Origin of the sequence: Chryseobacterium indoltheticum (genome assembly GCF_003815915.1) — a bacterium.
Classification (GTDB): Bacteria; Bacteroidota; Bacteroidia; order Flavobacteriales; family Weeksellaceae; genus Chryseobacterium; species Chryseobacterium indoltheticum.
In genome coordinates, this window is record NZ_CP033929.1 from 3,176,309 (window position 1) to 3,201,580 (window position 25,272).

A 25,272-nucleotide genomic window follows, 5' to 3' on the forward strand; every position below is an offset into this window, starting at 1 on the left:
CAATGTTTCTATCAACGGATCTTGCTTCTAATACCTGATAAGTAGAGGCTAGCGTTAAATCAAAAGTAATGATTTCCAACTTTAAAAATAAAAAAAGCGAAACCCTAATTGGTTTCGCTTGTGAAAAGCTTGTAGTGCTTTGTTAAATATCTTTAATGTACTGCTCCATACTCCAAGCATCATCGATAGGTTCCATAATACGCTCAATACTTAGTAATTTTCCTAATTTATTAATTTTTAATTCCCTATCTCCACCATAAAATTTCCATTTAGGTTGATCTATATCAGGTCCAAATTTAGCAACAATTTTTAGCTCTCCATCTACTTCTGTAGCTATAAAACAATCATCTATTCCTGTAATATTATTGTACGGATTTGCAATAGAAACAAAACACGCCCATAAATCTCCATAAGTTCCATTTTGATAATGACTTATTTTATAAAGATGACGTGGTGTTGGATATGGAGCATTCTCTTTTGATTTATAAAATCTGTCAGAAGCAGGGTTATGTAATTTTCCAATCAAATTAAAAGGGATAATCTTATCTAAATCCTTATCATACGGGTTCTTAAAGTAAATATTTATTTTCTCTTCTATAAAAATATTATATTCTTCAATTTTATCTTTGCTATATTCCAAAAAAATTGCTTTTTGTTCCTTTTCAAATAACTCTATTAAAAATTCTCTAATTTTTTCCATTTATATAACTATTTATTAAATAATTTATCCAACCACACGTCAGCATTTGCTGTTTTTGATCTAATCACTTCGCCTGTATCTTTATTATCGATTACTATATATGCTTCATAATCTACTGTCTCACAACGTCGTGGGTCTTGTTTTTCATTTAATTTTTTCAATGTAGCTTTCAAAGCTTTATCATCATTATTCAGTTCCGCTCTTGCTTCCTGTAATGTTTCTATCAACTTATCGTCTGATAAAACTTCAAAGGTTGCAGCAACGGTCATGTCAAAAGTAACAATTTTAATTTTTAAAAAATTCAATAAAAAAAAGCGAAACTTCAAGCTAGAAGTTTCGCTTTTGTGAAAGATAAATAGTTTTATCAAATTTCTTTATTGTATTGTTCCATACTCCAAGCATCATCGATAGGTTCCATAATACGCTCAATACTTAGTAATTTTCCTAATTTATTAATTTTTAATTCCCTATCTCCACCATAAAATTTCCATTTAGGTTGATCTATATCAGGTCCAAATTTAGCAACAATTTTTAGCTCTCCATTTATTTCTGTTACTATAAAGCAATCATCTATGCCTGTAATATTATTGTACGGATTTGCAATAGAAACATAGCAAGCCCATAAATCTCCATAATCTTTGTTTTGATAATGACTTATCTTATAAAGATGACGTGGGGTTGGATATGGAGCACCTTCATCATAAAAAAAATCTGGAGCAGGTTTCTCTAAAACAGGTACGCCAAAGCCAACAGTAATATCGCTCATATAAGATTTAATTTCTTTTGCAATAACATTATATTTCTCAAAATCATCTTTCCTATTACCATAATCGATAGCAACTTGTTCCCTTTCAAATAAAAAGGATAAAAATTCTTTTATTTTTTCCATTAATACTATTCTTTTATACCAAATAAATTATTCAACCAAATATCACCATGTTCTGTTTGAGCTCTAACTGTTTCTAAAACAGTCTTATCTCCCTCGTTAACAATTGCTTTGTAAAAAACAATCTCAACTCTTCTTGGATCTTGCTTTTCGTTTAATTTTCTCAGCGTTGCTTTCAAGGCGTTATCATCATTATTCAGTTCTGGTTTTGCTTCTTGTAAGGTTTCTATCAGCTTATCATCTGGTAAAACTTCAAAGGTTGCAGCAACCGTCATGTCAAAAGTAACAATTTTATTTTTTTTACATTCAGTAAAAAAGCGAAACCCTAATTGGTTTCGCTTGTGAAAAGCTTGTAAGTGCTTTGTTAAATATCTTTATTATACTGTTCTTTACCCCAATCATCATTTACTGGTTCTAAATATCGTTCAATAGAAAGTAATTTGCCTAGTTTATACATTTTTAATTCTCTATCTCCTCCTACAAAAGCCCATTTTCCTGTATCCCTATCTGGATTAAATTGAGCAACAATCTTTAAGTCTTCATCTATCAATGTAACTATAAAACACGAATGTAATATTTTTGTTTGTCCTGTTCCAGGATTATCAACAGATACAAAACAAGCCCATAAATCTCCATAAGTTCCATTTTGATAATGAGTTATCTTATAAAGATTACGTTGGGTTGGATATGAAGCATTCTCTTTTGATTTATAAAATCTGTCAGAAGCAGGATTATGTATTTTCCCAATTAAATTGAAAGGTATAGCTCTTCCAAGACTTTTTTCATAGGAATTTTCAAAATGTATATTTATCTGTTCTTCTATAAAAATATTATATTCTTCAATTTTATCTTTTTGATATTCTAAAAAAATTGCTTCCTGCTCTTTTTCAAATAAAAGCTTTAAAAATTCTACTATTTTTTTCATTCCCTGTTCTATTTTTTAAATAAATCGTCTAACCAAATATCTGCATTTGCTGTTTTTGATCTAATCACTTCGCCTGTATTTTTATTGTCCATAATAATATATGCTTCATAATCCACAGCCCTCCGCTACTGCACGAATCCTTTCGTGTGGTTTAACATTATAAGCCAGGCATTTTAAACAAAAATATGATTTAAGTTTTTAAAAACATCCAGCTAACATACAAAAGCAAAATTGTGAATATAATTCTTGAATAGTGGAACTTATCGTTGCAACTCATCAATTATTTTTTTATAAAATAAACTTTTAAGAAAGTGATTAGAAAATAAAAGCCACACGAAAGGATTCGTGCGGCAGTATGGAAAACTTCTAAGAAATTTCGCTTTTGAATTTTATTTGTTCAAAGCTTTTTCTAAAGCATCGCATCTTTCTTTGAAATAAGCTAAATCTACATCTGGAAATAATTTCGGAAAACGTTTAATAACATTCTTCATTTGATGTAAAACGCCTTCTGCCGAATAAGTAAATGTACCATCTTTAAATTTATCACTAAATGGGTGTGGTCCTTCAACATATTTCGCGCCATATTCAATAAAAACAGGTTTATAATTACCTAACTTTTGAACAATTTCCTGTGTATCAATATAAAAGTATTGCCAATAGTAAACTGCTTTGCAGTAAATCATGGTATTGTAATATTCTTCAAGGCTCATATCCATTTTAAACCAGATACCCGAATCGAAAAAATAAATAGAACACGGATAAACTCCTTCCTCTCGCAATATACAGCCATAGGTACCATCATCTCCATGACCTGATTTATGAAAATAATTAAGTTTAGGTAAAAATTCTTTCCAAACGGCTTCTGCTTCGGGTTGTGGGTTATTTTTCCAAAAACGGATGTCGTTGTTGTAAATATCCCAGAAATGAGAGGGATAACCTAAAGACTCGAAAAGACCTAAAATGTCAAACCCTCCCCAAAGATACTCTTCGTCTGAGTCATTGGTAGTAGAATCCCAATCCAAGATTAAACCATTTATAGTATGATATTGATAATCTTCTTCTGGAAAATCTATTTTCATAAATTCTTTAGCATTTGATAAAATCCGTTGGCTAAAAAAAGTTCTATTTTTAATTTTATCAATGTTATTGTTTTCTATATTTATTTTATCATTATTGCAAATTTCAAAAATCAGCCCTTCTAATTTCTCTAAGATTTTCATAAAACGAGTTTTAAAATGTTATTCTATTAGTTTTCTCTAAGGTATCAATGTCATTCAATCCTGAGTTTAAAATTTCTTTATCCCTCCGCTACTGCACGAATCCTTTCGTGTGGTTTAACATTATAAGTCAGACATTTTAAACAAAAATATGATTTAAGTTTTTAAAAACATTCAGCTAACATACAAAAGCAAAATTGTGAAATATAATTCTTGAATAGTGGAACTTATAGTTACAATCATCAATTATATTTTTATAAAATAAACTTTTAAGAAAGTGATTAGAAAATAAAAGCCGTACGAAAGGATTCGTGCGGCAGTATAGAAAACTTCTAAGAAATTTCGCTTTTGAATTTTATTTGTTCAAAGCTTTTTCTAAAGTATCGCATCTTTCTTTGAAATAAGCTAAATCTACATCTGGAAATAATTTAGGGAAGCGTTTAATGATGTTTTTCATTTGCAACAAAACACCCTCGACTGAAGTAGAAATAGTACCGTCTCTCAGTTTATCATCAAATGCATGTGGCCCTTCCAGATATTGCCCTCCATGCTCTATAAAGACAGGTTTAAAATTACCTAGTTTCTTTACGATTTCTTCTGTGTCAATGTAAAAATACTGCCAGTAGTAGACCGCCTTACATTGGAGCATGGTATTGTAATATTCTTCAAGGGTCATATTTAACTCAAACCAAATTCCTGAATCATAAAAATACATAGGACATGGATATACGCCTTCTTCTCGCAATATACAGCCAAAAGTACCATCACTGCCATGACCAGACCCGTTGATATAATTCAATTTAGGCAAAAAATCTTTCCAAATAGCCTCAGCTTCAGGCTGTGGATTATTTTCCCAAAAACGACGACCTTCATTATAAGGTTCCCAAAAATCAGAAGGGGATGATAATGCAGACGAAAAATTATGAAGCTGAAAACCACCCCAAAGATATGCTTCATCGGATTGATCGGTAACTGCGTCCCAATCAAGGCTCAAGGCACCTAAGTCTTCATATTCCCAATCTTTTTCCGGTACTTTTATTTTCATTTCTTCATAAACCTCTTCAAAATTTCCTTCTGCATCTCTGTATTCAAGTAATTCTCTATTATCTTCTACATTATCTTCCCTAACTATAACAAAGGAATTATTTTTTAAATCAGTAATAAAATCTTCAAATTTTTCTAACATATCGTATTATTTAAATTTAAAAGTTACAAGTCGGCTAGTTGTTGTTATACTCATCGTATTAATGTTAGTAATTCCCGCATCTCTTTCTGATTCTTTTCCAGTCCGATTCAATGAATAATATCTTGTCATTCTATCTTCAAACAAATCAAAATCCTTAAATGCCCCCGCTACTGCACGAATTCTTTCGTGTGGTTTAACATTATAAGTCAGACATTTTAAACAAAAATATGATTTAAGTTTTTAAAAACATTCAGCTAACATACAAAAGCAAAATTGTGAAATATAATTCTTGAATCGTGGAACTTATGGTTACAATTCATCAATTATATTTTTATAATGATGAAAACTTTTTGAGAATATGTTGGATAATAAAAAGCCGCACGAAAGGATTCGTGCGGCAGCGAGAGCCTTTTTATAAAAAATTAATATAAATACTTTAACTAAAAGCTTGTGATAATATTTCTAAATTTTCTTTTAATTTTACTTTCTGTATATTTCTAATATCTTCATCACCACCAAGAACTAAGGCTGGTACAAACGTTAAACACTCATCTATTTCTACAGGTCCATATTTTTCTAATGCTGGAATTTCTATCAATCCATATGCCTCGGTCTCTCTATGATACTTACCTCCCGCCAATGTTGTAAAAAATAAGGTGAACTCATAATCAACATATTTATACTCTTCTGTATGAATATTATAGAAAGCAAGACAAACTTCATCATCTACTTCGCCAATTAAATAAAAGTTTCCCATAGCAGTTTTTGCAAATGGCATAATAGATTGATTTTTTAATTTTGGAAATTGCTTCAATTGGATATCATAATCCAATGGATTTATAAAAGAAAAAAAACCTCCTTTAAAAACAGCTTCTCCATAGTGTTCTAAATACTCTAAAAGAACATCATTGTCTTTAAAATAACTTAATTGTTTTTCAAATTTTTCTTTTAATAAGGTGACTTCTATTTCGCCAATTGTTTTAGGTTGTCCTAATACGTTAATAAAACTTTGATGTATCATTTTATACTACTTTTAGTGTTACGCTCATCATTAATTTGTCTTTATTAGACTCAGGAGCTTTGTCATATTGTAATTGTGCATGTTCTTTTAATATTGTAGCTCGTTTTTCATGATCTTCTTTTCGAGGCCATTGCTGTGTACCAATTTGCTTGAGACACACCAACTTTGCCTAATTTTGGATCATCTACAAATTCTAACTTTCCACTCGCCAGTAAAACCCAAGGATTAACACTTCCGTAAAGATAAAATTTAAATCCTTTTACAATAATTTTAGAACGTTGCATAAAAAACTCCGCAAAATGATTTATATTTTGCGGAGTAGATTATAAAGCTAGAATTTAATTATTCTATAATATTTTTTTTTTCGTCAATCCAATTAACAGGACGAAACCACACACCTTCTCTTTCATTAACTTTTATATTCAATTCTGAAAGACAATCAATAAAATTCTGTGTTACAATTGGTAGATTTAAACCGTCTTGAAGTAAAAAAATATCATCTCCCTGCCAACTTTTTTTATATACATTTCTTGAGAGGGGTTTTTCAATATCTTCCCCTCCTGTTAATTCAGGGTTTCCCATGGATCTTATTCCATCTCGTGATAACATTTTTTTATTGGCTCTACATTTCGGACATTCATTTGGATCAATAATTTTAAACCATTCATCAATATCTCCCTCTGCTCTTCCAATAATTTCAAAATAATAAAAATTAGGTAATTCTTTTTGATATGCCCCTTTTCCAAATTTACGAATTCCTCCTCTTTGTTCAGAAAAGGAAGTTTTTATAGGAGTCAGTTCAAATCCCTTAATATTTCTCTCATCTAACTTTTCTTTTAACCGTTGGGAAATGAAAAATTGTGCAGATCCACTAATAATATCTTCTCCTCTCCATCTATCAAAAACATAAGTAATATTAGTGTATTGTGTTTTTCTTCTCTTGCAAGATTCACAAATAATAACTTCCGTTTTAACTGTATTTGGGCTTAATGCTCCAGTTACTGGCACTCCAAGTAAAAAGTATATTTTCATTTTTTATAAATTGAATTATCTCATGCTATTTCTTATTGACTCTCTTGCTGCGTTACGATATGGATTATTTTGTAACCACTGTTCTGTAAATTCTTCCAATCCATCTTTAGTTAAACTTTGTCCCATATCATCTGTATATATCTAAAAGAAGCTTCAAAAAATTCATCGGTATAATTAGCGAAATTAATAAATGAATGAACAATTTGCTGATTTGTCATTTGTGATTTACTTAATTCTAACTCTAGTTTTGTTAAATCATCTATGTTAGTTTTTCCAATGTCATCTAGATATTTATAAATTCCGACATTTTCTATGTAATTAAATAATCTCTCAGTATATTGTGGATGACTTGCATGAACTCCGTCTTTCAAATGTTCAAATTTGCTACTGAACTGTTTGAGCCATTTTGCGTTTATCTTTCCATTAAATTTCAAAACCAGCATTTATTGCTTTTTGTATATTAAGTCCACCAACTTTTTGATTTGTTTTCAATACGATTAGAATCAAGTGGTGCGTTTATTCAAACTCTTTTAATTTACAAAAAACTCCGCAAATTAAAATTTGCGGAGTTTCTATTCAACAGTAGAACCAATTTATTCATTTAGATAAAACTCTATATCTGTCTCTTCAAACACTATTCCAGTGAGCTTTTCTTCTTCTATTTTTTGTCTGAGAAGTGCTGAACAGTAAATAAGATGTGAATTAGCAAATCTTAGAATATCTGTATATTGATTTATATAAGCTTTTTTAGGCAAAATAGTTTTTGTGGCATCATCTAATACAACTTCCCACCCTTTCTCAAATAATTCTTCTTTATTATTGATTACAATTTCTTTACCTCCATCACGCCATGAAACAAGGGTTGAATCAACTCTAAAAATAGTTTTAGTATAATCAATATTTTCAGTATCTATTACGTTAAAAAAATAATAATCTTTAATCAAATTTTTATATTTATATAAACTCGTATTTAGAAACATACAATTTTTAATTATACTATTTTCAAATAGTATTTTCAACTTATTACTAATAAAAAAGCCATCTAGAAATAAATAATTACTATTTAGAACATCAGTTAGATTTGCTTCTGCGTTTAAAGCAAAATTATCTATATTAATTTGACTTGTATCAATAAATCTGTTTTTGCGATTATCATTATATTTTTTAATTTCAGATTCTTTGATTAAACTTTTATTATAAAAGTCGTAAATCTGCGCTTCTTTACAACCAGTTTTATCCTGATCTACAGAATAATTTATTCGATAATATTTTAACATAACTTAATAGAGAATTTTAGAATAATTCATTAATTTTTATTGTTGGATTTTCTTCTATCTTCTTCAATACTTGTGAGGCTATTTTTTCTAGCATCATCTTAGCTTGACTTTCTGTAATTTCATCAATGCCTTTTCCAGATGTCAGTAAAATAGACCCAATCATATCCTCAACACCTTTTGTATACTGTGGATGGCTTGCATGTACTCCATTTTTTAGATGCTCGAATTTACTACTAAACTGTTTTAGCCATTTCGCATTTATCTTTCCATTAAATTCAAAACCTCCTTCTATAGCTTTTTGTATAAACTTACCAACTTTTTCATTGGTTATCAATTCTATTGGAATTAAGTGGTGAGCCTGTTCAAACTCTTTAGCCAAATGCTTTCCGGCATTTTTAGCAATACTGCTTCTGTTTTTAATAATATCAGCAACTTTTTGACCATATCGTTTACAGCTTCTTCATAATTAAATGCATCTACACCTCGTATGAGCTGTTGTCTAGCAGAGTCATCAGCTAATTTCAAGAATTCATCTGCATCTTGAGTTCCATCTTCTATAGCTCTTACAAATTTAGATTTTCTTGTTCCTCTTCCTGTCCCGATAAGGATTCCCTCAATTTGTTCACCTGCTATAGTAGTAAACTCTCCTTTTTGACCTACTTTTTTACCTCCTTTATTTATTACTTCTTTTACTTCTGTAATTTCACCACTCGCCAGTAAAACCCAAGGATTAACACTTCCATAAAGATATAATTTATCATTATGAAGTTTGAGTGTAAGCAACTCATAAAATAAAAAAACCGAAACTTTTTTAGAGTTTCGGTTTAATTTCATTTTTTAAATTTCTGTTTTATTCTTCAGTATAGAATTCATTCCCTTTAAATTCCTCAAACCATACACCAGAAATATTAGCTTCTTCTATAGCTTTTTTAAGTGATTCTGAAACTAAAAGGGCTATATTGAAAGGAGAACGAAACAAATCAGGTGTTTCTTTTAAAAATAATTTCACAGGGCGTAAAAACGGAGATCTTTGTTCTTCATTATCTACAGAAATTATTTCGCCTGTTTTTAAATCTTTAAATACCGATTTACTAAAATCAACAATTTCATTTACATGTATCAGATGAAGAAAAAAATAAGTATCTTCAGCCAATTTCTTAGTAAAGTCGTTGTCAGCAGCAATTAACGAACAGTTGTAAAACTGAAAGTTTTTAATGTAAAATTTCAATATTAAGTCTTTAAATTTTTGATTTACAAAAACACCAATATCTAAATCCGGTAAATATGAACTTAATAAATCCGTTATTTTTGAACCACTTTTAAAAATAAAATTTTCCAAATTGGGAGATTTCTCAGGAAAAGATCTCGACGAGAGTATCTCAAAGTTGTTAGGAACTTTAAAATATTTTTGTGGCACATCCAATTGTGGCCAAGTGCCTACAATTTCACTTTCTGTTGACAATCTTAAACTATAATAAACTACCTTTCTCATTATTTAATATTTTTTTAAAAAACTTTCTAATACATCGTTGTATATTGCTTCTGAATTTAAATTACCCATTCCATCTCCTTGTCTAAATAAATCATCAACCTTTATTCCTCTCTGTTTAGATAATACATCTAATTCTTTTAGCATTCTTGTAGATAATTCTTCTACAAAGCCTTTTGACATAGATTTAGTATAATTAGGAAGATGCATGAATTCATCTGAAAATGATTTCAATATCCTATTAACTGCATCATCATAAAAAGGATGACTCGCGTGCACTCCGTCAGTTAACCCTAACGATTTACTATACTTTTTAAGATTTATACCATTTACTATAGTATTAATTTCAAATCCTGAATCAACAGCATCTCGATATGCTTTACTTTTACCCATAATTGAAATAGAAAGTGCATGATGTGCTTCTTCTCCGAGAGGTGTTTTAAGATTCTTTCTAAGCTGAGATCTGTTTCTTGCCGCATCTTTTGCCGCCTGAGATATGTTTGGATTGCTGAACCAAGCAGGGTCTTTACTCCCCTTATTAATTATATTTTTTGCATTTGGAGCTAGATCTAGTTCATCAAATTTAGCTTTTAGTGCATCAACATCATCAGATATTTCAACCAGATCATCAACAAACCTACTAACACCTCCTTTCTCCAATGCTTCTTTTGCGCTTTCAGCTCCTTTGGAACTATGACTTCCAACAATGAATGCTTCTTCTGTACCAACTTTTACCTTATCACCAACTTTTCCTAATTTTGGATCATCTACAAATTCCAACTTTCCACTCGCCAATAAAACCTAAGGATTAACGCTTCCGTAAAGATAAAATTTAAAGCGTTTTGCTAAGCTTTCACCTAAATTTCAAGATGTTGAAACAGCCACAAAAGTAAATTTTGTGGCTGTTTGGTTAAAAAAAAGACATTTCAAGAATAATTTAAACTAAAAAGTAAATTTTTCAATAGGAACAAATTCAAAACCTTTTAAGCCATAATTAATCATTTTATCTTTCAAACTCTCATTTATAAATATTCTTGAAAGATTTTTAATAGTAAAAATATCTTCATTAATATCAGTTTTTAATACCATTTTATCTACTCCTCTTATTATCTTATCACTTAAAACGAAAAGTTCCGATTTTTCGTAATCTACGCAATCAAGTTCAATGTTTATCTTCATCAAGTAAATATTTAATGGTTCGTCAGTATCTTTACTATATATTACAGTGGGAACAAAACTAACATTTTCTCCACATTCTTTTTTAAAAAACGACATAGCATTATAAGATACTCCAAAACCTCCAAGTGAAATATAATCTGTACTATTTTTACCTTGATAATATATCTTAGAGATTCTTGGCGTTTTTCCTTCCGACAATAATTCTAATGGTCCCTGTTGCTCAATATTAACGTAAATGTCGTCTTCGTTAATCTCATGTCTTAGCAAATAATAACTCATATTTTTTTTTATTATTTTAATATTATCAAAGTATTTTCAGCGGTTAATGTTTCTAGCCAAGTTTTTCTTTCTTTTATCACCTTATAAAACCTTGCCTTTACTAATTCTTTTTCGCTTTTAGATAAATTTTCAAATCCTTTAAACATCTGACTTAAATCTTCTTTTATCATGTCATTATATTGAGGATGCGACTGATGCTTGGCTCTGTTCCAAAAATTAGCAGGAATTTCAGAATCTTTTAAGGAATTTCTGGCTTTTTCTACAACTTCATCAAATTTGTGCACAGGAGGAAGCATAGTTCCATTAAATGCTTCATCTAAATTAATTCCTAATTCATCAAATGCTTTTCCATAAAAAATTTCCATTTCCTTAGGCACAATGTGATGAGCTTGATAATCGGAAGGCATGGCTTCTTCTGGTAATAATCCTTTTTTATTTCTATCTTTTATTTCTTTTTTAATAGCAGATTTTAATTTATTTAAGGCATTGGCTGAAGGAGATCTTAATTGACTTTTTATTTTCTTAAGCTTTGTATCAACATCTAAAAATTCATCGGCATCTATTTTTTCTATTCTTTCAAATATCTTTTTATTTTTACTAAGAGATTGAGCTGCCATATCCCTAACATTTCTGCTTCCAGTAAATCCTGAATCTGCTATATCTTTTCCTAATGGTGATACAATTTCAATGTCATCACCAATAAACCGTGCCTGTATTCCATCTACTTCAAGTTTTTCTCCTATTTTTTTACCTTGTGCTAATTCATTGTCAATATGTTTCACTTCACCTGTAGCCAGTAAAACCCAAGGATTAACGCTTCCGTAAAGATAAAATTTAAATCCTTTTACAACAATTTTAAATCCTTTGAATTTAAAACGTTTCGCTAAGTTTTCGCCTAACTCGTCTAAATTTTTAGCGCCTTTAGCTATTCCTTTTCCTATTCCCTGAACAAAGAACTTCGCTTTACCAGCCTGTTTCACAAATCCTTTTCCGGTAGCAACAAGAGCATTTTTGCCGGCTTTCAGAGTACTTTTCGCTCCCGCTTTGGCTAAATTAACCACTCCTTTTACTCCGCCTTTAGCTGCTGTTTTTAGCACTTTAAACAAAGCTGCAGAATCGAATAAAAGTATAAAAATTAATTCAACTAAAATAATCCCGATTGCTCTTGCCAAAGCTTTTCCTGCGGTAGCTGTTTTTCCTAGCCAACCATCAGTCATAAATGTCTTGAAGAAACCACTCGCTTTTGCAACAGCTTGTGCCATCATTATAGCAGCAAAGATTTCGAGTGCAGGTGGAATCAAGGCAAAAATAGCTCCTGCTGTAAAAATCGCCAATGCTGTTATTCCGAGAACAATTGCAGCTCCGATACCGATATACTTCCATTTGTTTTCTTCCCAGTTTTTCTTAATTCCTGACCACATCTGCTCTTTTAGGTAATACATACGAACTAAAGGAGTCCAAGGACCAACCAATTTCATTTCTTCAGGCATTGAGCTTTCTGTTGCAGCCTGTTTACCAGAAGCACTTCCTGTATCTGTACTAGGCGGTGATTGTTTGTTTTGATAATCAATAAACCAATCAGCTTGAGCGTATGGATCGGCTGGAATGTCTTGTTTTTCGGCTGCGGTTGCATCACCTTCCATTTCTTGTGATCCGGCAGCAGATTGTTTAAACATATCAAGCGTATTACTATTGGCTCCGAAATTAATTTCACCGTTGCTGCCTTGTAATTGCGCAAGAAGTTCCGGGCTCAATTCCATGTCATTTGCTACAGGATCAACATGAAAATCGTTTTCGTTATAAGAATTTCTACCTAACAAATCATCATATTCTGAATCTGATCCTGAGCTTACAACCTCAGCCATTGCTGTTTTTTCAAACGGTAAAGGTTGTGTTACATCCATTCCCAAGAACTCTTCAGAAATTTGTCCCATAAAATTATCCGGCATTACCATAGCCGAACTTGTTAGGTTGTATAAACCTTCCATTATTTTTATAATCCCTGATACAATAAAATTAACTGCATCAAGAATCAGATTGTAAAAATCCTGAAGCGCACCAATAAGCTTATCTACTGCTTCTGCCAAGAAATCAATCACAGCAACAACTGCTTTTTTGAAGACTTCAAAAGTTTGGTTTACAAATTTTTCTGCAACAGCCACGTATTTGTCTATTTTAGCCTTCAATCGGTCTCTGATACCAGGGAACGCTGCCAAAGCAACGTCTAAGAAACTTTTTAACAATGAAGCAAATGCTTTGATAAAGCTCACAATTGCTTTTCGGGCTATTTCTAATGCTGCTAAAACTAATTTTTTGGCCGCTTCAAAAATAACTTTTACCGCTTCTCTGAGCTTGGTGAAGATATAGTTCAGCGCATCTTTGAGGGCGTTAATAAATGCTGTCGCTTTATCGGCAACCCAACCAAAGAAGCCCCCGCTTTTTTTATCCTCTTCAGCCTTTTTCAGTTGAGCTTTTTTATCTGCGGCTTCTTTTTCTTTACGTGCATCTGCATTAGCTTTATTAATATGGCTCTGAGCTGCAGTTTCGCCTTTGCTCTTCTCTGTTTTTATATTTCCAAGTGTTGTTTTAGCTTGATTGCTAGATTTTTTTGCAAAATCTGATTCTGTTTTATCAAGCGCACTCTGCCATTCAACTCTTGATTGGTTGACATCAGCCTGAGCGTCTTTTACAGATTTCAGCTGTTTTTCCTGCGACTTATTTTTCTCTTCATTTATTTGATTTTCAGAAGCTTTTTCCTGCTCCAGCACCTTTTGATTATGCTCTACTTCAGCTGTTTGATATTTCTCACTTTCGGCTCCAATTTTTGACTGAATAATTGGTTCAAACTGAGCATTGATATTCGCTTCATCAATACCTTCGAGTTTAAGGGCATCAATAGGTTGTTTTTTAACAGCTTTGGAAGTTATTTTACGCGATGATTTAAGAGTTTCATCTTTTGGTTTTTTGATGATGCTATTTTCACCATAATCTTTATGAACATCTTTTGCTGCCTGATTTTTTTTGATACTCATATCTTGTAAAGCATCATTTTGCTCGATTGACAAGTGTTCTGTATCTGCTTCTCCGCTAAGATCTAAATGTGCGTTTTGCTGCATTTTTGTTGGAATTGCAGAGGTATTCAGTTGAATTCCCTTAAGCTGATCATGTGCCTGTCTCTCAAAAGTTCCTTTTTTGGATCCTGTTGAATTAAAAGAGTAATTTACTTTTTTCAAAGGATCGCTTTGTGGGAAAGAAACCTCTTTTGGCTGTGATTTCTGAGCTGTAGATTTAACTGTTTTTTTACTTGATTTTGCTACAGTTTTATCTTTACCGGCTTTACCTTTAGATTTATTTCCTGAGAAAGCGCTTCCTATTTTTGCATTTACTTTTGGAAGTTCGCCTGTTGCTTTCTCTGTCTGAATATTTAAAAGTGCCGTACTGTTATTTTGAACAGCGTTAAAATCACCAACCAACTGCGTAGCCGGAGAAGTTGACAAATCAGCCAAAGAAGCATCGCTATTATCTTTGTTCCCTAATTTTGTTTTTTCTTTCGGTTTTATTTCGTTATTCTTTTTACTCTCCTGGTGATTTACAGCCTGCTCCTCCACCGTCTTTGGCAGATACGTTCCCGATTTTAGGTCGTTATAATCACGTGCCTGATCTATACTCAGGGTGGTCATATATCCTTTTTCTATGTTTTTGGTGTCCGGATGATTGATATCTCCGGTTTCGGCAAGGCTCTCTTGATGCTTTTGGTACATTATTTCTGAACCCTTATCGTAGATGGTTTGCGAACCATGAACGGCTGCAGTGCTGCCATTGAGGTTTGCTGACCCTGATTTGGTGGCTGAATCCTCAGTTTTTTGTATCTGTGCACCGATTACTTCTGTCTCAGACAGAGGTATGGCCGATGGCTCTTTCTGCCTTTGGTTTTTGCCCTGATTTTGGTGGACTTTATTGTCTTTTTCTACAGGTGTTGCTGCTTTCATTGACTTAGTTTTTTGATTACATATTATTTTAAAATGTATATAAAGCACAACCCTATGTGTTGTGCTTTTTTATACTTACCTGTTGGAGTGAAAAATCAGACCGTGATATGGCCGATTTTTTTTAAAGAATTTGAGTAATTAAAAGTGGTTAATCAACTTTGTGATGAGAAACAGGTAATGCTGAGCCACTTATAGTTTTTCCTTTTCTTGTCTCTTGAGTTCCAAGTTTTCAAGTTCAAAATTCAGTCTTTTTCTCGAGAATTATTTGCTTTTTAAGGGATGTATTCTGTAGTTGCAGTGAAGTGTCTTTTTTAAGAATCTATTACTGCAATGTTCTAAGCTTTTAGATAAATCATCTGGTGAACGCATGTCTCAATTGATTAATTTTAATGACACACGTGACCCAATATTATTTTTTCTTTATTACCTAATTATCTACGGAATCAGATCATCTTTCTTTTCTTCTTCTACATGAGTATGTCTATCTGTTTTAACGCCATATCGGGTTTCAATAAAAAGGCTCACTGTGGTGTCAATCCAATACGGAAGATTGGTAGTGATCATTTTCAAAAATTTATCATAGCCATAGCCCAGCACAAACAGGACTCCTGTAGAATACCACTTGTCATGCAAATCGGCTCTGTTCATTAAATAACTCATGGTAAAACCAACAATGACAACTATCGCAAGTGTAACAAAATGTTCCCATAATTGTTTTTTCTCTTTGTTTTGTATGGAAACCAGTACCCGCAATAATCCTCCTGAAAATGCAATTGCAGTTCCGATTAACAGAGCTTTTATACCATCTAAATTCATTATATTTTATCTATTATTTATTTAAATTCGATTGTCTAAAAGCTTCTTAGGTGTTTGATCAATCCTGATCAAGTATGTATATATCATCTAAAAATCTTTTGCTTTTTCGAATATTTTCATTTTCATTTACATAAGCCAATTCGTCGATAAGAGCACTGATGTCTTTGTTTGGCTTGTGAAGTTTTTCATTATTTTTCTTATTTTTTTTCTTCTCTTTTTTTTTCATGGTTTCTAAAATTTAATTAAATGAGCTATTGTTTTTTTTATCTTTTAAATTGCTATTCCGGTAATCCGGGATCAAATAGTTTCCTGCTTTTCGGGGTTCAAGGTTTCGTCTGAAACAATCGAACTAAAAAGCAAAAAACCATTTTCACCTCAGTATTTTGCATACAAATCTGAAATTGTGTAAGATGACAGGACAACCCTCTTTTTTAATATGATCGATGGGTGAGCTACCGAAGTGTGATAACTTTGAATCCTTTTCTATCTTTTAGAATATATAAGTCTGAAGTCACTATTGCACCGACTAAGCCTGAAGGAGGATGTTATATATCGTTCTTTCCGACAAAAACAACATCTCCGTCAATTCGGTTACAATTACTTTCATCTGTTTATTTTGATTACGCTTTACATATTCAATAACAAAATCTTTTCTTTTCTCTACTAATTCTTTACTACGTTTCATTTTTTTATGGTTAAAGTTTTTATGGTTAAAAGTTTTTTTTTGAACTAGAAAAGTTTCCGTTTTGCTTAATTTTTTCTATTTAATTTTAGCCAACAGGAAACCTCTAAAGGCCTATTTTAAAGCCTTTAAACGAATGTCTAATTATATTATTTAATTTTGGTTTTTAAGAAGCCAGTACCGGGTATTTTTCTACAGATACAAATCCCAACTTCTTCTTCTAAATCTCACTTTTGGCGAATACCGATATTGGTGTTTACAAAGAATCGATTTTTTATAAACCGTTCAATAACGAATATTCACTTCCAGTAATTGACTGTAAATAAGTGCAACATTTTACTTTTAAATTCCTTTAAAACAAGTGCGCTTTTCACAAATCTGTTTTGCCTTTTGAGATGTATTCAACGTATTACTGATAGCTATAATTAATCGATATTTTATATACTAAACAGTAGCGCTACACTACATTTTGGTGTTTTTGGCAAAACAGAGAGCTAAATAATGTTTAATTTGAACACCCTTCAAAATAAACGCATTTTTTTCATTATTAAGATTATTAAAAAAACGAACAAATAACATTTATACTAATCCATAAAACGTAATCTTCGCATCTTTTATAGTAAAAAATTATATTTTCATTCTAATTAGCGCTTGATAAAATAAAAAGATAAAATTCTATTACACGACACAATATTTACGAAAACAACATCTAACTATTTGATTTAAAGTATTAAATTAATTCTAATCAATTATTTAAATATTAAAATAACCTTAAATCATTAATATATTTTTGTATATTTGTACCGTTCGTCCTTAACAACGAAACAAATATACGAACATTGTTCGTTTTTCAAAATAAAAATGTGATTATTTTTCGTATATTTTTATAAATAATTATAAACGTATCAAAATGAACTATTTAGAATTCAAAGAAATCAGAAAGAAACTAAAGATGAAGCAGGCTGATATTGCAAAATCTATAGGTGTTGGCACCAGAGCCGTACAATATTGGGAAAAAGGCGAACGAAAAATACCAGAAACAACGGCTTATTTCGTAACCAACTTACTCGAGGAACAACAAAAGAAGCTTAATATCGGCGCCTCGCCTGTTGTTTTCTCAGATCTTAAGATCATGAATGTTCCGCTTGCGAATCAATATGCACAAGCCGGCTATCTGCACAATTTTGCAGATGAAGAATATATAGAAAGCTTACCTACAATTCCTTTTACTGACGATGTAGAGCACCGAGGCGAATACATGTGTTTTGAAATAAAAGGCGACAGCATGGATAACGGATCGTACGAAAGCTATCTGGAAGGTGACATTATTCTGTGCAGAAACATAAGACAAGATTACTGGATGAGCAAGCTGCATTACGACAAATGGGATTTTGTGATCGTTCACAAAGAGAAAGGAATTCTGGTAAAGCGAATCGTTAACCACGATGTTGAAAGAGGTATTATCACTCTTCATTCTTTAAATGAATATTACGAGGATTTTGATATCCACTTACAGGATGTCGCAAAACTTTTTAATATTATTAGTACAAGACGAAAAAACAACAGAAGATAATTAAAGAACTGCTTAACTGAATAAAATCCTCAAATATTGAGGATTTTATTAGTTTTCAGACTCATGATTAGCTCTCACAGTAAGACGAAATATCGATGATCTTACCAATTTTTGGGTCTACATTATAAATTATACTCCAGTCAGGCGCTTCAAATCTGATCCATCTTATTCCATGCTGATTAAACCCAACAGGATTATCACTTTCAAATTCTCTTAAATTTCCAGGTATAGCAGAGGTTGTTCCATCAATCAGGAAAATGAAACTTCCTGCCCGTGGTTCTGGTGTATCCAGAATGACCTGCTTTTTCCAGACACCTCCTGTCTGACAGATACTTTTTTTATCAAGATCATAGTTAGCAGGTAAGCAATAGGCTTCTAAAACTCTTCGAACGCCCCATTTTCCTGATCTGAACCCAAATACATTCGACCAATCTGAAACTACAGATTTTGAACAGTGTCTTCTGGCTCTGATGTAATAAGCAGTTTCATTGGTAATAGCACCATCATTCATCTCAATAAATTCGATCGGTGTATAATCACTTCCCATGATCACCCGCACCTGAACAATATTCGTAAATTTATCATCGGTCGCTATCTGATATTCTATCGCATAAAGATCTGCTTCATCTACAGGATAATCCATTATTATCTGATCACCTTCTCCCAGATACACGCTCTTTATGACAGGGGTTTCACAAGCCGGAGGAGTACATTTTTCTACATTGAAAATACCTGTATGAGTATCTGACACTCCATTTGCTGATAACTCTAATATATATTCATATTCACCGGTAACCTGAATATTCGGGATACTTATCACACCTCCACTTGCGGGTACAGAAGTTATATCGTACTGAGTATAAGAGCCTGCAGAATCTTTGATTTTATATCTAAACGAAGCAGTAGCACCCGTTGTCGGTATAGAAGAAGTATAATATATTTGAAATGAAATATTACATTTCGTTGTTGCCGTTGCCATTATATTATGTTTTTTATTGTTATTATATTATTCATTGATGTATAAGGGATGATTTTATCATCATAAAACCACCCCTTTCTACAGTATTCATTATTTATCCTCAACATATACCCTCACTCCTATTTCGGCATTATCAAATACACCGCTTTCAGCATGAAGAACTGTAAGCCTGAACGCATAATCTCCTTCAGCCAAATTGGTAACTTTCAGATTAGCCTGATTGGCTCCGATAAGCTGTGCTGCAGGACCTTTTATCTTTGTCCAAGAATACATAAGTGTTGACGGCCCACTGCCCTTTCCTACTAATATAAATTCTCTCGCAGATAAAGGAACATCTGTAGATTCTTCTATTCCGGCATTAATAACAGGAATAATATTTTCACAGCAATTTTCTCGTGAAAAATCAACACTATCGATGGCAACAGTCGGAGCAGCAGGAGCATCATACCAATCTTCTATAATGATATTCTGAGTACAGCCGTTAAGACTTACATTAACTCGTATCGTCGGAATTATTTTTGGATTCAGATCACGGAAAATGTAGCTAACATTTCCTTCAGCATCCGGATTTAAATTAACCCAATTACCATTATCCCAGAAATCCCAGGTATAAGTGTAATTTCTAAAGCCGCTTCCTGAAACTTTAAAGTTTACCTTTGTTTCTCTGGAACCAGCAGGTGGATAAGTAATAGTACCAACCACTACATTCATGTAAGATTGCGGGATAACTTTAATACTGCAATTGGTAGGTTTTCCGTTGACCGTAAAGCTGATATCTTTATTATACAAAGCCTCACTTACACGTAACGGATTGAAGAAATATTTACCTTCTTTCACCTCTACACCTCCATCTAAACCTACATTAACAACAGCTTTTACATCGCCGTTCATAGGAAATACCGTAAAAGGTACCGGCGCCGCTTTGGAACAGATAACAGGATCTGGTAACGTTAATTTCACATCAACTTTTGGTGTACAACAGATGTACGGAAGCGAAAAATCTGCAACGACTCTTGACTCTTCGTCAATTTTATCATAAACAATTATAAAGCTGCCTCCGTGCTCGACTCCGCGTTTATGCTCTAATCCCGGATGTTTCTCTACATATTCATTAAAATAAGCTTTAAACATGTCTTTATTATCGGCTAATTCTTGTAAAGAGACGCCCATAACATCAAACCCCAACTGTTTCTTATCTCTGATTTGCTTAATCTGTTCAAAGACATCCTGATAAAGCATTCCCTGGTGGCCTTCAATATTATAGAAAGAATTATTATCGATATTAAAATTCAAAGGAGTCTGTATATGCTTATCTGCAGACAGCAGACTACTGTCATATCCTAAATTATCTTTAAAAACCCGATTATTCGTTTTATCAAAATTCCAGGTTTTCAAAAACTCTTCTGTAACCTGATAATAAAAAGGAACCGCTTTATTGCTAAGAGGATTAAGCTCTTTTGACGGCGTAATTTTAATCTGCGCCTCATTTTCAAAACTATCAGAATATCTGAAATTTTGCGCCTGTTGCCTAAAACAATTGATGAGTACTTTTACTTTGTGGGTCTCTTTGTCATGATCTAAAACAGGCGAATTATAAAACTGATGTCTTGCAGAATCCAATTGCTTGTCTGAGATTAATTTTCCGAGCATTACATGTTTAGGAAAAGAAACTAAATCAGGAAAACACTTGGTAAATGATTTTGGCAGCAACTTTATGATTTCAGAATAGGTATCCATCAAATCTTTCACTACATCGTACGCATACTGAAAGCCTGTTTTTTGAGCAAGACATTCGTTAAGTAAAGCCTTAAATCCCGGATGATCTACTCCTGGAATCCCTATTATTTGAGCAATTGCATTAATTCTGTCGAAGACGATTTTACCAAAATTATTTTTTTCTAAAACATCCTGATACATTTCTTTGAGATCGGAAGAATAAAATGGTTTTTCAGCTCCTCTTTCCAAAATAAGCCTTTCAACAATCACTCTTTCCTGACTTACAGCACCCAAAACCCCATCTATAAACAAAGGATGTTTTTGAATCTTATCGCTTTGAAGAATATTTTCAATTCCTGCAGCTGTAGTAAGCAGTACTTTGAGATTTCGGATCTGCTGCACTCCGTGATTGTCACAATCAACTCCTCTACAAGGTTTAATTTCTTTTTCATCACTTTCCAAATACAGCAAAAGGTATTTGTCTTCCAGATTTGAGAGCCTCTCAACAGACTGAAAATCGGAATTTGCCTCTTCGCTTGTTGCCAGCTCCCAAAGATCGATCTGACTGTCTGTTCCGATCGTAAATGCAGGATATTTTATTTTAGAATTATCATACACTTTAAAATGTGTAAAATCTTTACTGTCTATCTTGATCGTTTTCAGATCGCTCATAAACAGTTCTGTACTTACTTCACTTGTCTTATTTAAGGTCAGCAAATCTCCGTCGGTCGTAAGAGCGACACCCTGAGAAAGCTGTACACTATTCAAAAGACCTTCTATATAAATAGGTTTTGGTTTGAGACCACACACAATACCTACTCCCTGCAACAGTACTCTGGACAAACGATCCTGATCTTCAAAAAAATCTAAAAACTCATTGAATTGGGGAGATTTTACATATTGTCCTTTTGTGAATTTGCGGTATTGGGTTGATATATTTTTTAATTGATTATCCATTATGATTCATTTTTTAATGATTTTAAGGTGATTTTCATAAACTTCTCAGGCAGATTACTCTACCCAAGAAGCATGTTTATCTCTATAGAATATATTATTCTACATGGTGAGATATTTTACATTATTTTGTACCGCCACAACCATTTATAATTGCAGATTGAATAGCACTTGCATTGTAACTTGAGTTCCAAGAACCACCTGTACCATCAGCCAATTCTTTCCAAATAAATTTCCCATCTATTTTTTCATTAACACCACTTCCAAGCACAATAACTTTAATTGATTTTGCTAAGCAAACATTTTTCAATCTGGTCATTTCTGCAACATCAAGACTGTTGGCATTATCATCATTACCTCCAGGAACAGCATCTGTAATTAGTATAATATATTTTGCTACATTATTTCTAAATGCTCCGGCAAAATTATATTCCACAACTCTGCTTAATGCCATATCTGTTGGTTCCGGGGTTCCATATCCAGATCCAAGACTCAATCCGCCTCCAGGATTATTCAATTTATTAAGCTGATCAGTAAAAGTACCACTGTTATTATCAGACATTACTTCCATTGCGGTTATCCATTGGAACCTTGCTCCCACTCCGGTATTTATAAATTTCTGAGATGCAGGTAAGCTTGTATACGCTGGCGCAGTATGATAAGCAGAAGCAGTTCCCGAACCATATTCGTCTGCCAGTACAAGACCCAATCTATAAGCTTTACTACCAGATTGTGTTGCAATAGTTGATATAATACTATTTGCGCCAGTCTTAGCAGCTCCAATTTGAGACGACATACTGCCTGTATAATCAAATATGAATACTACATCCATACCCGAATCACATGGAGGAGGTGCGATCGTGATTGTTACCGTTGCGATATTACTGTCTAATTCACCATCGTTTATATAATATGTAAATGAATCTGTAGTGTTTGATGAACCATTGTGCGTATATCTGATTGTACCATCAGCATTTAGAGTTGCTGTTCCATAAGTTGGTTGTGTTTTAATAAATACAGTTAATGGTGTATTTCCTAAATCATAATCGTTATCCTTAACGGCTATATCAACATATTCTCTAATTTGTGTAGTAGCATGATCATTTATTGCTACCGGAGCAGATTTAACAGCGATAGATACCGTGGCAATATTACTGTCGTCTCTACCATCATTCACACAATAAGTAAATGAATCTGAAAGATTAGATGAACCGTCATGGGTATAAGTGAACGTATTGTCACTGTTTAATACAACGGTTCCGTGAGCTGGATCTGTTTTCTTAATAACAGTTAAGATGTCATTATCTGCATCATAATCATTACTCAAAACAGGAATAACTACTGTTTTCCCAAGCATACAAGACGCTTTATCGTCCAGAGCAATCGGTGGAACATTTGGTTTTTCTTTCGAACAACACAAGTATGGCAATGAGAAATCTGCAAGAACCTGATTGTTTGTATTCGATCCGCAGATCAATACAAAGGTTCCGCCCCTTTTAACACCTGCCAAGTGCTCTAAACCTGATTTTCTTTCTAAAAACTCGCTCAGAAGTTCGCTTGCAATTTCTTTTTTTCTAGGATCTTCTTTTACAATCGTTACCTCTTCTTTTGACGGATCTGCAGCTCTTGCAAAGTCTACCTTATTTAATAACTTTAATTGACTGTCTAGTTTTGATAAGTTTAATAAAGCTGTTTTCGCATCACCTTTTTCTTTGCTGATATCGCTAGAAATTGACACCAATTGTTTTCTAAGCTCATCAATTGATACTGTTTTTGCCTCAGTGGTAAGCACCGCATCACCTTTCGCGTCTTTTTGTAAAAGAAGTACGATGACATCAAAAGCCAATCCGTATTGTTTTTTGAGATCGTTGATGTTTTGATATGCCGTATCAAAAGGCATCCCAAGATGACCTTCAATTCTATAGAAGTCGTTGTTATCAATATTATAATTCAACGGATTCTGCACAAAGTCTTCTCCTGCCAAATTGGTCGTGTGATAACTTAGATTGTAGGTTTCTCTGTCGGTTTTTGTTTTTTCAAAATTCCATTGCGTTAATAATGGTTTATCTACATTATAGTAATATGGAATTGCTTTGTCGCCCAATCTTACATTAAGATTAGAAGGAGTAATTTTTACAGGTCCGATATATGATTGAAATCCGTTGATCTTCTGTACAAAACGATTGGCAAGCATTACGATTCTCTCGTAATTTTCGTCGTCATTTGTAGTTACCGGCGAATTGTAAAAATGGTGACGGTAAAGAGTACGTTCTCCCAATTCTAATTTAGCACCCACAGAACCTAACATAAGGTGTTTTGGGAATGAAGTTACACTTGGGCAGCAGTCAACATTCAGATGCAAGATCAATCCTTTTATTTCATTATAGGTATCAATTAAATCTTTTAGTAAATCGTATCGATATTGATAATCTTCTAACCTAGATACTCTAGGATACAGTAAAGAATTCAATTTATCAATAAGTACTTGTCCGCCCAGATTGACACTCACTTTAAACGTATCTGCAATTGCATCAAAGCCTTTGCTTAATTCTGCAGCAACATTAGTAGCTTTTTGAAATCTGGTTTTTAATTCAAATGCTGTGGTAACAGTAGGATCCAGAATAACTCTTGGCGCCTCTATTTTTGGTAAAACCTCGTACAGTTTCTCATACGCATCGTGAGCCTTGTAAATAGTATCTTTTGCATCGCTTTTATCAATAAGATTTAAAACAGATTCTGAATCTGCCAAAAGTACTTTAAGATTAGAAACCTGCTCTGCGCCGGCATTGTCACAATCTGCATCCTGACATGGTGATTCTTCATTAGAATAACTTTCCAGATACAGAATGATTACTTTTTTGTATATATTTTTACTGCCAATGTCACTTAACGGTTTGAAACCTTCAATATTAGTACCCAAAGCTTTATACTCATCCTCTGTAACCAATTCTAAAAGAGGTACCTGCTTACCATCAATACGAAAATGCTCGTATCCTGTTTCGTCTTTATAGTCTCTGTAATATTTGTAATTTCTAGCCCCAAAGTCTATGGTAGCTTCTGATGATGTACTTCCTTTCTTGCGCAGCGTTACCAAGTCTCCGTCTGTGGTAACACCGCTGCCCTGTGTAATCTCAATGGTATGAAGCAAAGAAGTATCTTCTGCTCTTGCCAAAATTTCGGGCTGGAGTGTTACATCTATATAAGTTGATTTAAAACCACACACTACACCCACGCCACTAAGACGGGTTCTTGAAAGCCTATCCTGATCTTCGAAATAGTCTATAAATTCGTTTAACTGACCTTCCGTTAAGACTTGATTTGCGTTAAACTTTCTATATTGGGTTGTTATATTATTTAATTTAGCATTCATTG

25 protein-coding genes are annotated in these 25,272 nt (G+C 32.9%); 1 reads left to right on the top strand and 24 read right to left on the bottom strand.

Translation table 11 applies throughout. From position 1 onward, the window contains the following. Positions 1 to 142 precede the first annotated feature (142 nt). The 21 genes from EG358_RS14760 to EG358_RS19715 form a co-directional block, all read right to left on the bottom strand. The gene (locus EG358_RS14760; protein ID WP_076560893.1) at positions 143 to 700 is read right to left on the bottom strand and encodes a hypothetical protein; all 558 of its coding nucleotides are present in this window, start codon (positions 698 to 700) and stop codon (positions 143 to 145) included. Between the two features lie 8 nt (positions 701 to 708). Further along, positions 709 to 1,068: a hypothetical protein gene (locus EG358_RS14765; RefSeq protein ID WP_123890123.1), complete on the bottom strand. Its 360-nt coding sequence runs from the start codon at positions 1,066 to 1,068 to the stop codon at positions 709 to 711. Continuing rightward, positions 1,065 to 1,589 carry a hypothetical protein gene (locus tag EG358_RS14770; protein WP_076560888.1) on the bottom strand — a complete coding sequence of 175 codons (525 nt, stop codon included), beginning with the start codon at positions 1,587 to 1,589 and terminating at the stop codon, positions 1,065 to 1,067. The genes EG358_RS14765 and EG358_RS14770 overlap by 4 nt, the downstream gene beginning before the upstream one ends. A 5-nt stretch (positions 1,590 to 1,594) precedes the next feature. Continuing rightward, positions 1,595 to 1,861 carry a hypothetical protein gene (locus EG358_RS14775; protein ID WP_076560886.1) on the bottom strand — a complete coding sequence of 89 codons (267 nt, stop codon included), beginning with the start codon at positions 1,859 to 1,861 and terminating at the stop codon, positions 1,595 to 1,597. Positions 1,862 to 1,950: 89 nt separating this feature from the next. Then, positions 1,951 to 2,511 carry a hypothetical protein gene (locus EG358_RS14780; protein ID WP_076560884.1) on the bottom strand — a complete coding sequence of 187 codons (561 nt, stop codon included), beginning with the start codon at positions 2,509 to 2,511 and terminating at the stop codon, positions 1,951 to 1,953. Positions 2,512 to 2,900: 389 nt separating this feature from the next. Next, the gene (locus EG358_RS14785) at positions 2,901 to 3,731 is read right to left on the bottom strand and encodes a hypothetical protein (protein WP_076560882.1); all 831 of its coding nucleotides are present in this window, start codon (positions 3,729 to 3,731) and stop codon (positions 2,901 to 2,903) included. A gap of 352 nt (positions 3,732 to 4,083) precedes the next feature. Then, positions 4,084 to 4,914: a hypothetical protein gene (locus EG358_RS14790; protein ID WP_076560880.1), complete on the bottom strand. Its 831-nt coding sequence runs from the start codon at positions 4,912 to 4,914 to the stop codon at positions 4,084 to 4,086. Positions 4,915 to 5,350: 436 nt separating this feature from the next. Next, on the bottom strand, positions 5,351 to 5,935 hold the full coding sequence (locus EG358_RS14795) for a T6SS immunity protein Tdi1 domain-containing protein (protein WP_076560878.1): 585 nt from the start codon (positions 5,933 to 5,935) through the stop codon (positions 5,351 to 5,353). 107 nt (positions 5,936 to 6,042) lie between these two features. After that, a complete protein-coding gene (locus EG358_RS19705) occupies positions 6,043 to 6,219 on the bottom strand; it encodes a hypothetical protein (protein WP_159436374.1) in 177 nt (58 codons plus the stop codon). Between the two features lie 58 nt (positions 6,220 to 6,277). Beyond that, positions 6,278 to 6,967, bottom strand: a complete 690-nt coding sequence (locus tag EG358_RS14800) for a hypothetical protein (RefSeq protein ID WP_076560876.1) — start codon at positions 6,965 to 6,967, stop codon at positions 6,278 to 6,280. 110 nt (positions 6,968 to 7,077) lie between these two features. After that, positions 7,078 to 7,410 carry a hypothetical protein gene (locus tag EG358_RS14805; RefSeq protein WP_076560874.1) on the bottom strand — a complete coding sequence of 111 codons (333 nt, stop codon included), beginning with the start codon at positions 7,408 to 7,410 and terminating at the stop codon, positions 7,078 to 7,080. 150 nt (positions 7,411 to 7,560) lie between these two features. After that, entirely contained in the window at positions 7,561 to 8,244 is a 684-nt protein-coding gene (locus tag EG358_RS14810; RefSeq protein ID WP_076560872.1) for a hypothetical protein, read from the bottom strand. Positions 8,245 to 8,260: 16 nt separating this feature from the next. Then, entirely contained in the window at positions 8,261 to 8,623 is a 363-nt protein-coding gene (locus EG358_RS14815) for an AHH domain-containing protein (protein ID WP_076560871.1), read from the bottom strand. Further along, on the bottom strand, positions 8,590 to 9,078 hold the full coding sequence (locus EG358_RS14820; protein ID WP_076560868.1) for a hypothetical protein: 489 nt from the start codon (positions 9,076 to 9,078) through the stop codon (positions 8,590 to 8,592). The genes EG358_RS14815 and EG358_RS14820 overlap by 34 nt, the downstream gene beginning before the upstream one ends. Positions 9,079 to 9,094: 16 nt before the next feature. Continuing rightward, complete coding sequence (locus tag EG358_RS14825) at positions 9,095 to 9,736, bottom strand: imm11 family protein (protein WP_076560865.1); 642 nt, start codon at positions 9,734 to 9,736, stop codon at positions 9,095 to 9,097. A 3-nt stretch (positions 9,737 to 9,739) separates the two neighbouring features. After that, positions 9,740 to 10,528 (bottom strand): AHH domain-containing protein, encoded by a 789-nt coding sequence (locus tag EG358_RS14830; RefSeq protein WP_076560863.1) that lies wholly within the window; start codon positions 10,526 to 10,528, stop codon positions 9,740 to 9,742. A gap of 147 nt (positions 10,529 to 10,675) precedes the next feature. Further along, entirely contained in the window at positions 10,676 to 11,191 is a 516-nt protein-coding gene (locus EG358_RS14835) for an imm11 family protein (protein ID WP_076560861.1), read from the bottom strand. A gap of 11 nt (positions 11,192 to 11,202) precedes the next feature. Next, positions 11,203 to 15,180 carry an AHH domain-containing protein gene (locus EG358_RS14840; protein ID WP_076560859.1) on the bottom strand — a complete coding sequence of 1,326 codons (3,978 nt, stop codon included), beginning with the start codon at positions 15,178 to 15,180 and terminating at the stop codon, positions 11,203 to 11,205. Between the two features lie 435 nt (positions 15,181 to 15,615). Beyond that, entirely contained in the window at positions 15,616 to 15,996 is a 381-nt protein-coding gene (locus EG358_RS14845; protein WP_076560857.1) for a hypothetical protein, read from the bottom strand. Positions 15,997 to 16,054: 58 nt separating this feature from the next. Next, complete coding sequence (locus EG358_RS19710) at positions 16,055 to 16,222, bottom strand: hypothetical protein (protein WP_159436373.1); 168 nt, start codon at positions 16,220 to 16,222, stop codon at positions 16,055 to 16,057. Positions 16,223 to 16,522: 300 nt separating this feature from the next. Beyond that, positions 16,523 to 16,681, bottom strand: a complete 159-nt coding sequence (locus EG358_RS19715) for a hypothetical protein (protein WP_159436372.1) — start codon at positions 16,679 to 16,681, stop codon at positions 16,523 to 16,525. A gap of 907 nt (positions 16,682 to 17,588) precedes the next feature. Between EG358_RS19715 and EG358_RS14850 the strand changes: the two genes are divergently transcribed. Further along, complete coding sequence (locus EG358_RS14850; RefSeq protein ID WP_076560855.1) at positions 17,589 to 18,251, top strand: S24 family peptidase; 663 nt, start codon at positions 17,589 to 17,591, stop codon at positions 18,249 to 18,251. A gap of 67 nt (positions 18,252 to 18,318) precedes the next feature. Here the strand turns inward: EG358_RS14850 and EG358_RS14855 are convergent, their stop codons facing one another. The 3 genes from EG358_RS14855 to EG358_RS14865 form a co-directional block, all read right to left on the bottom strand. Then, complete coding sequence (locus tag EG358_RS14855) at positions 18,319 to 19,230, bottom strand: hypothetical protein (protein ID WP_076560852.1); 912 nt, start codon at positions 19,228 to 19,230, stop codon at positions 18,319 to 18,321. 90 nt (positions 19,231 to 19,320) lie between these two features. Beyond that, a complete protein-coding gene (locus tag EG358_RS14860; RefSeq protein WP_076560850.1) occupies positions 19,321 to 21,903 on the bottom strand; it encodes a PKD domain-containing protein in 2,583 nt (860 codons plus the stop codon). A gap of 121 nt (positions 21,904 to 22,024) precedes the next feature. Next, complete coding sequence (locus EG358_RS14865) at positions 22,025 to 25,270, bottom strand: Ig-like domain-containing protein (protein ID WP_076560848.1); 3,246 nt, start codon at positions 25,268 to 25,270, stop codon at positions 22,025 to 22,027. Positions 25,271 to 25,272 lie beyond the last annotated feature (2 nt).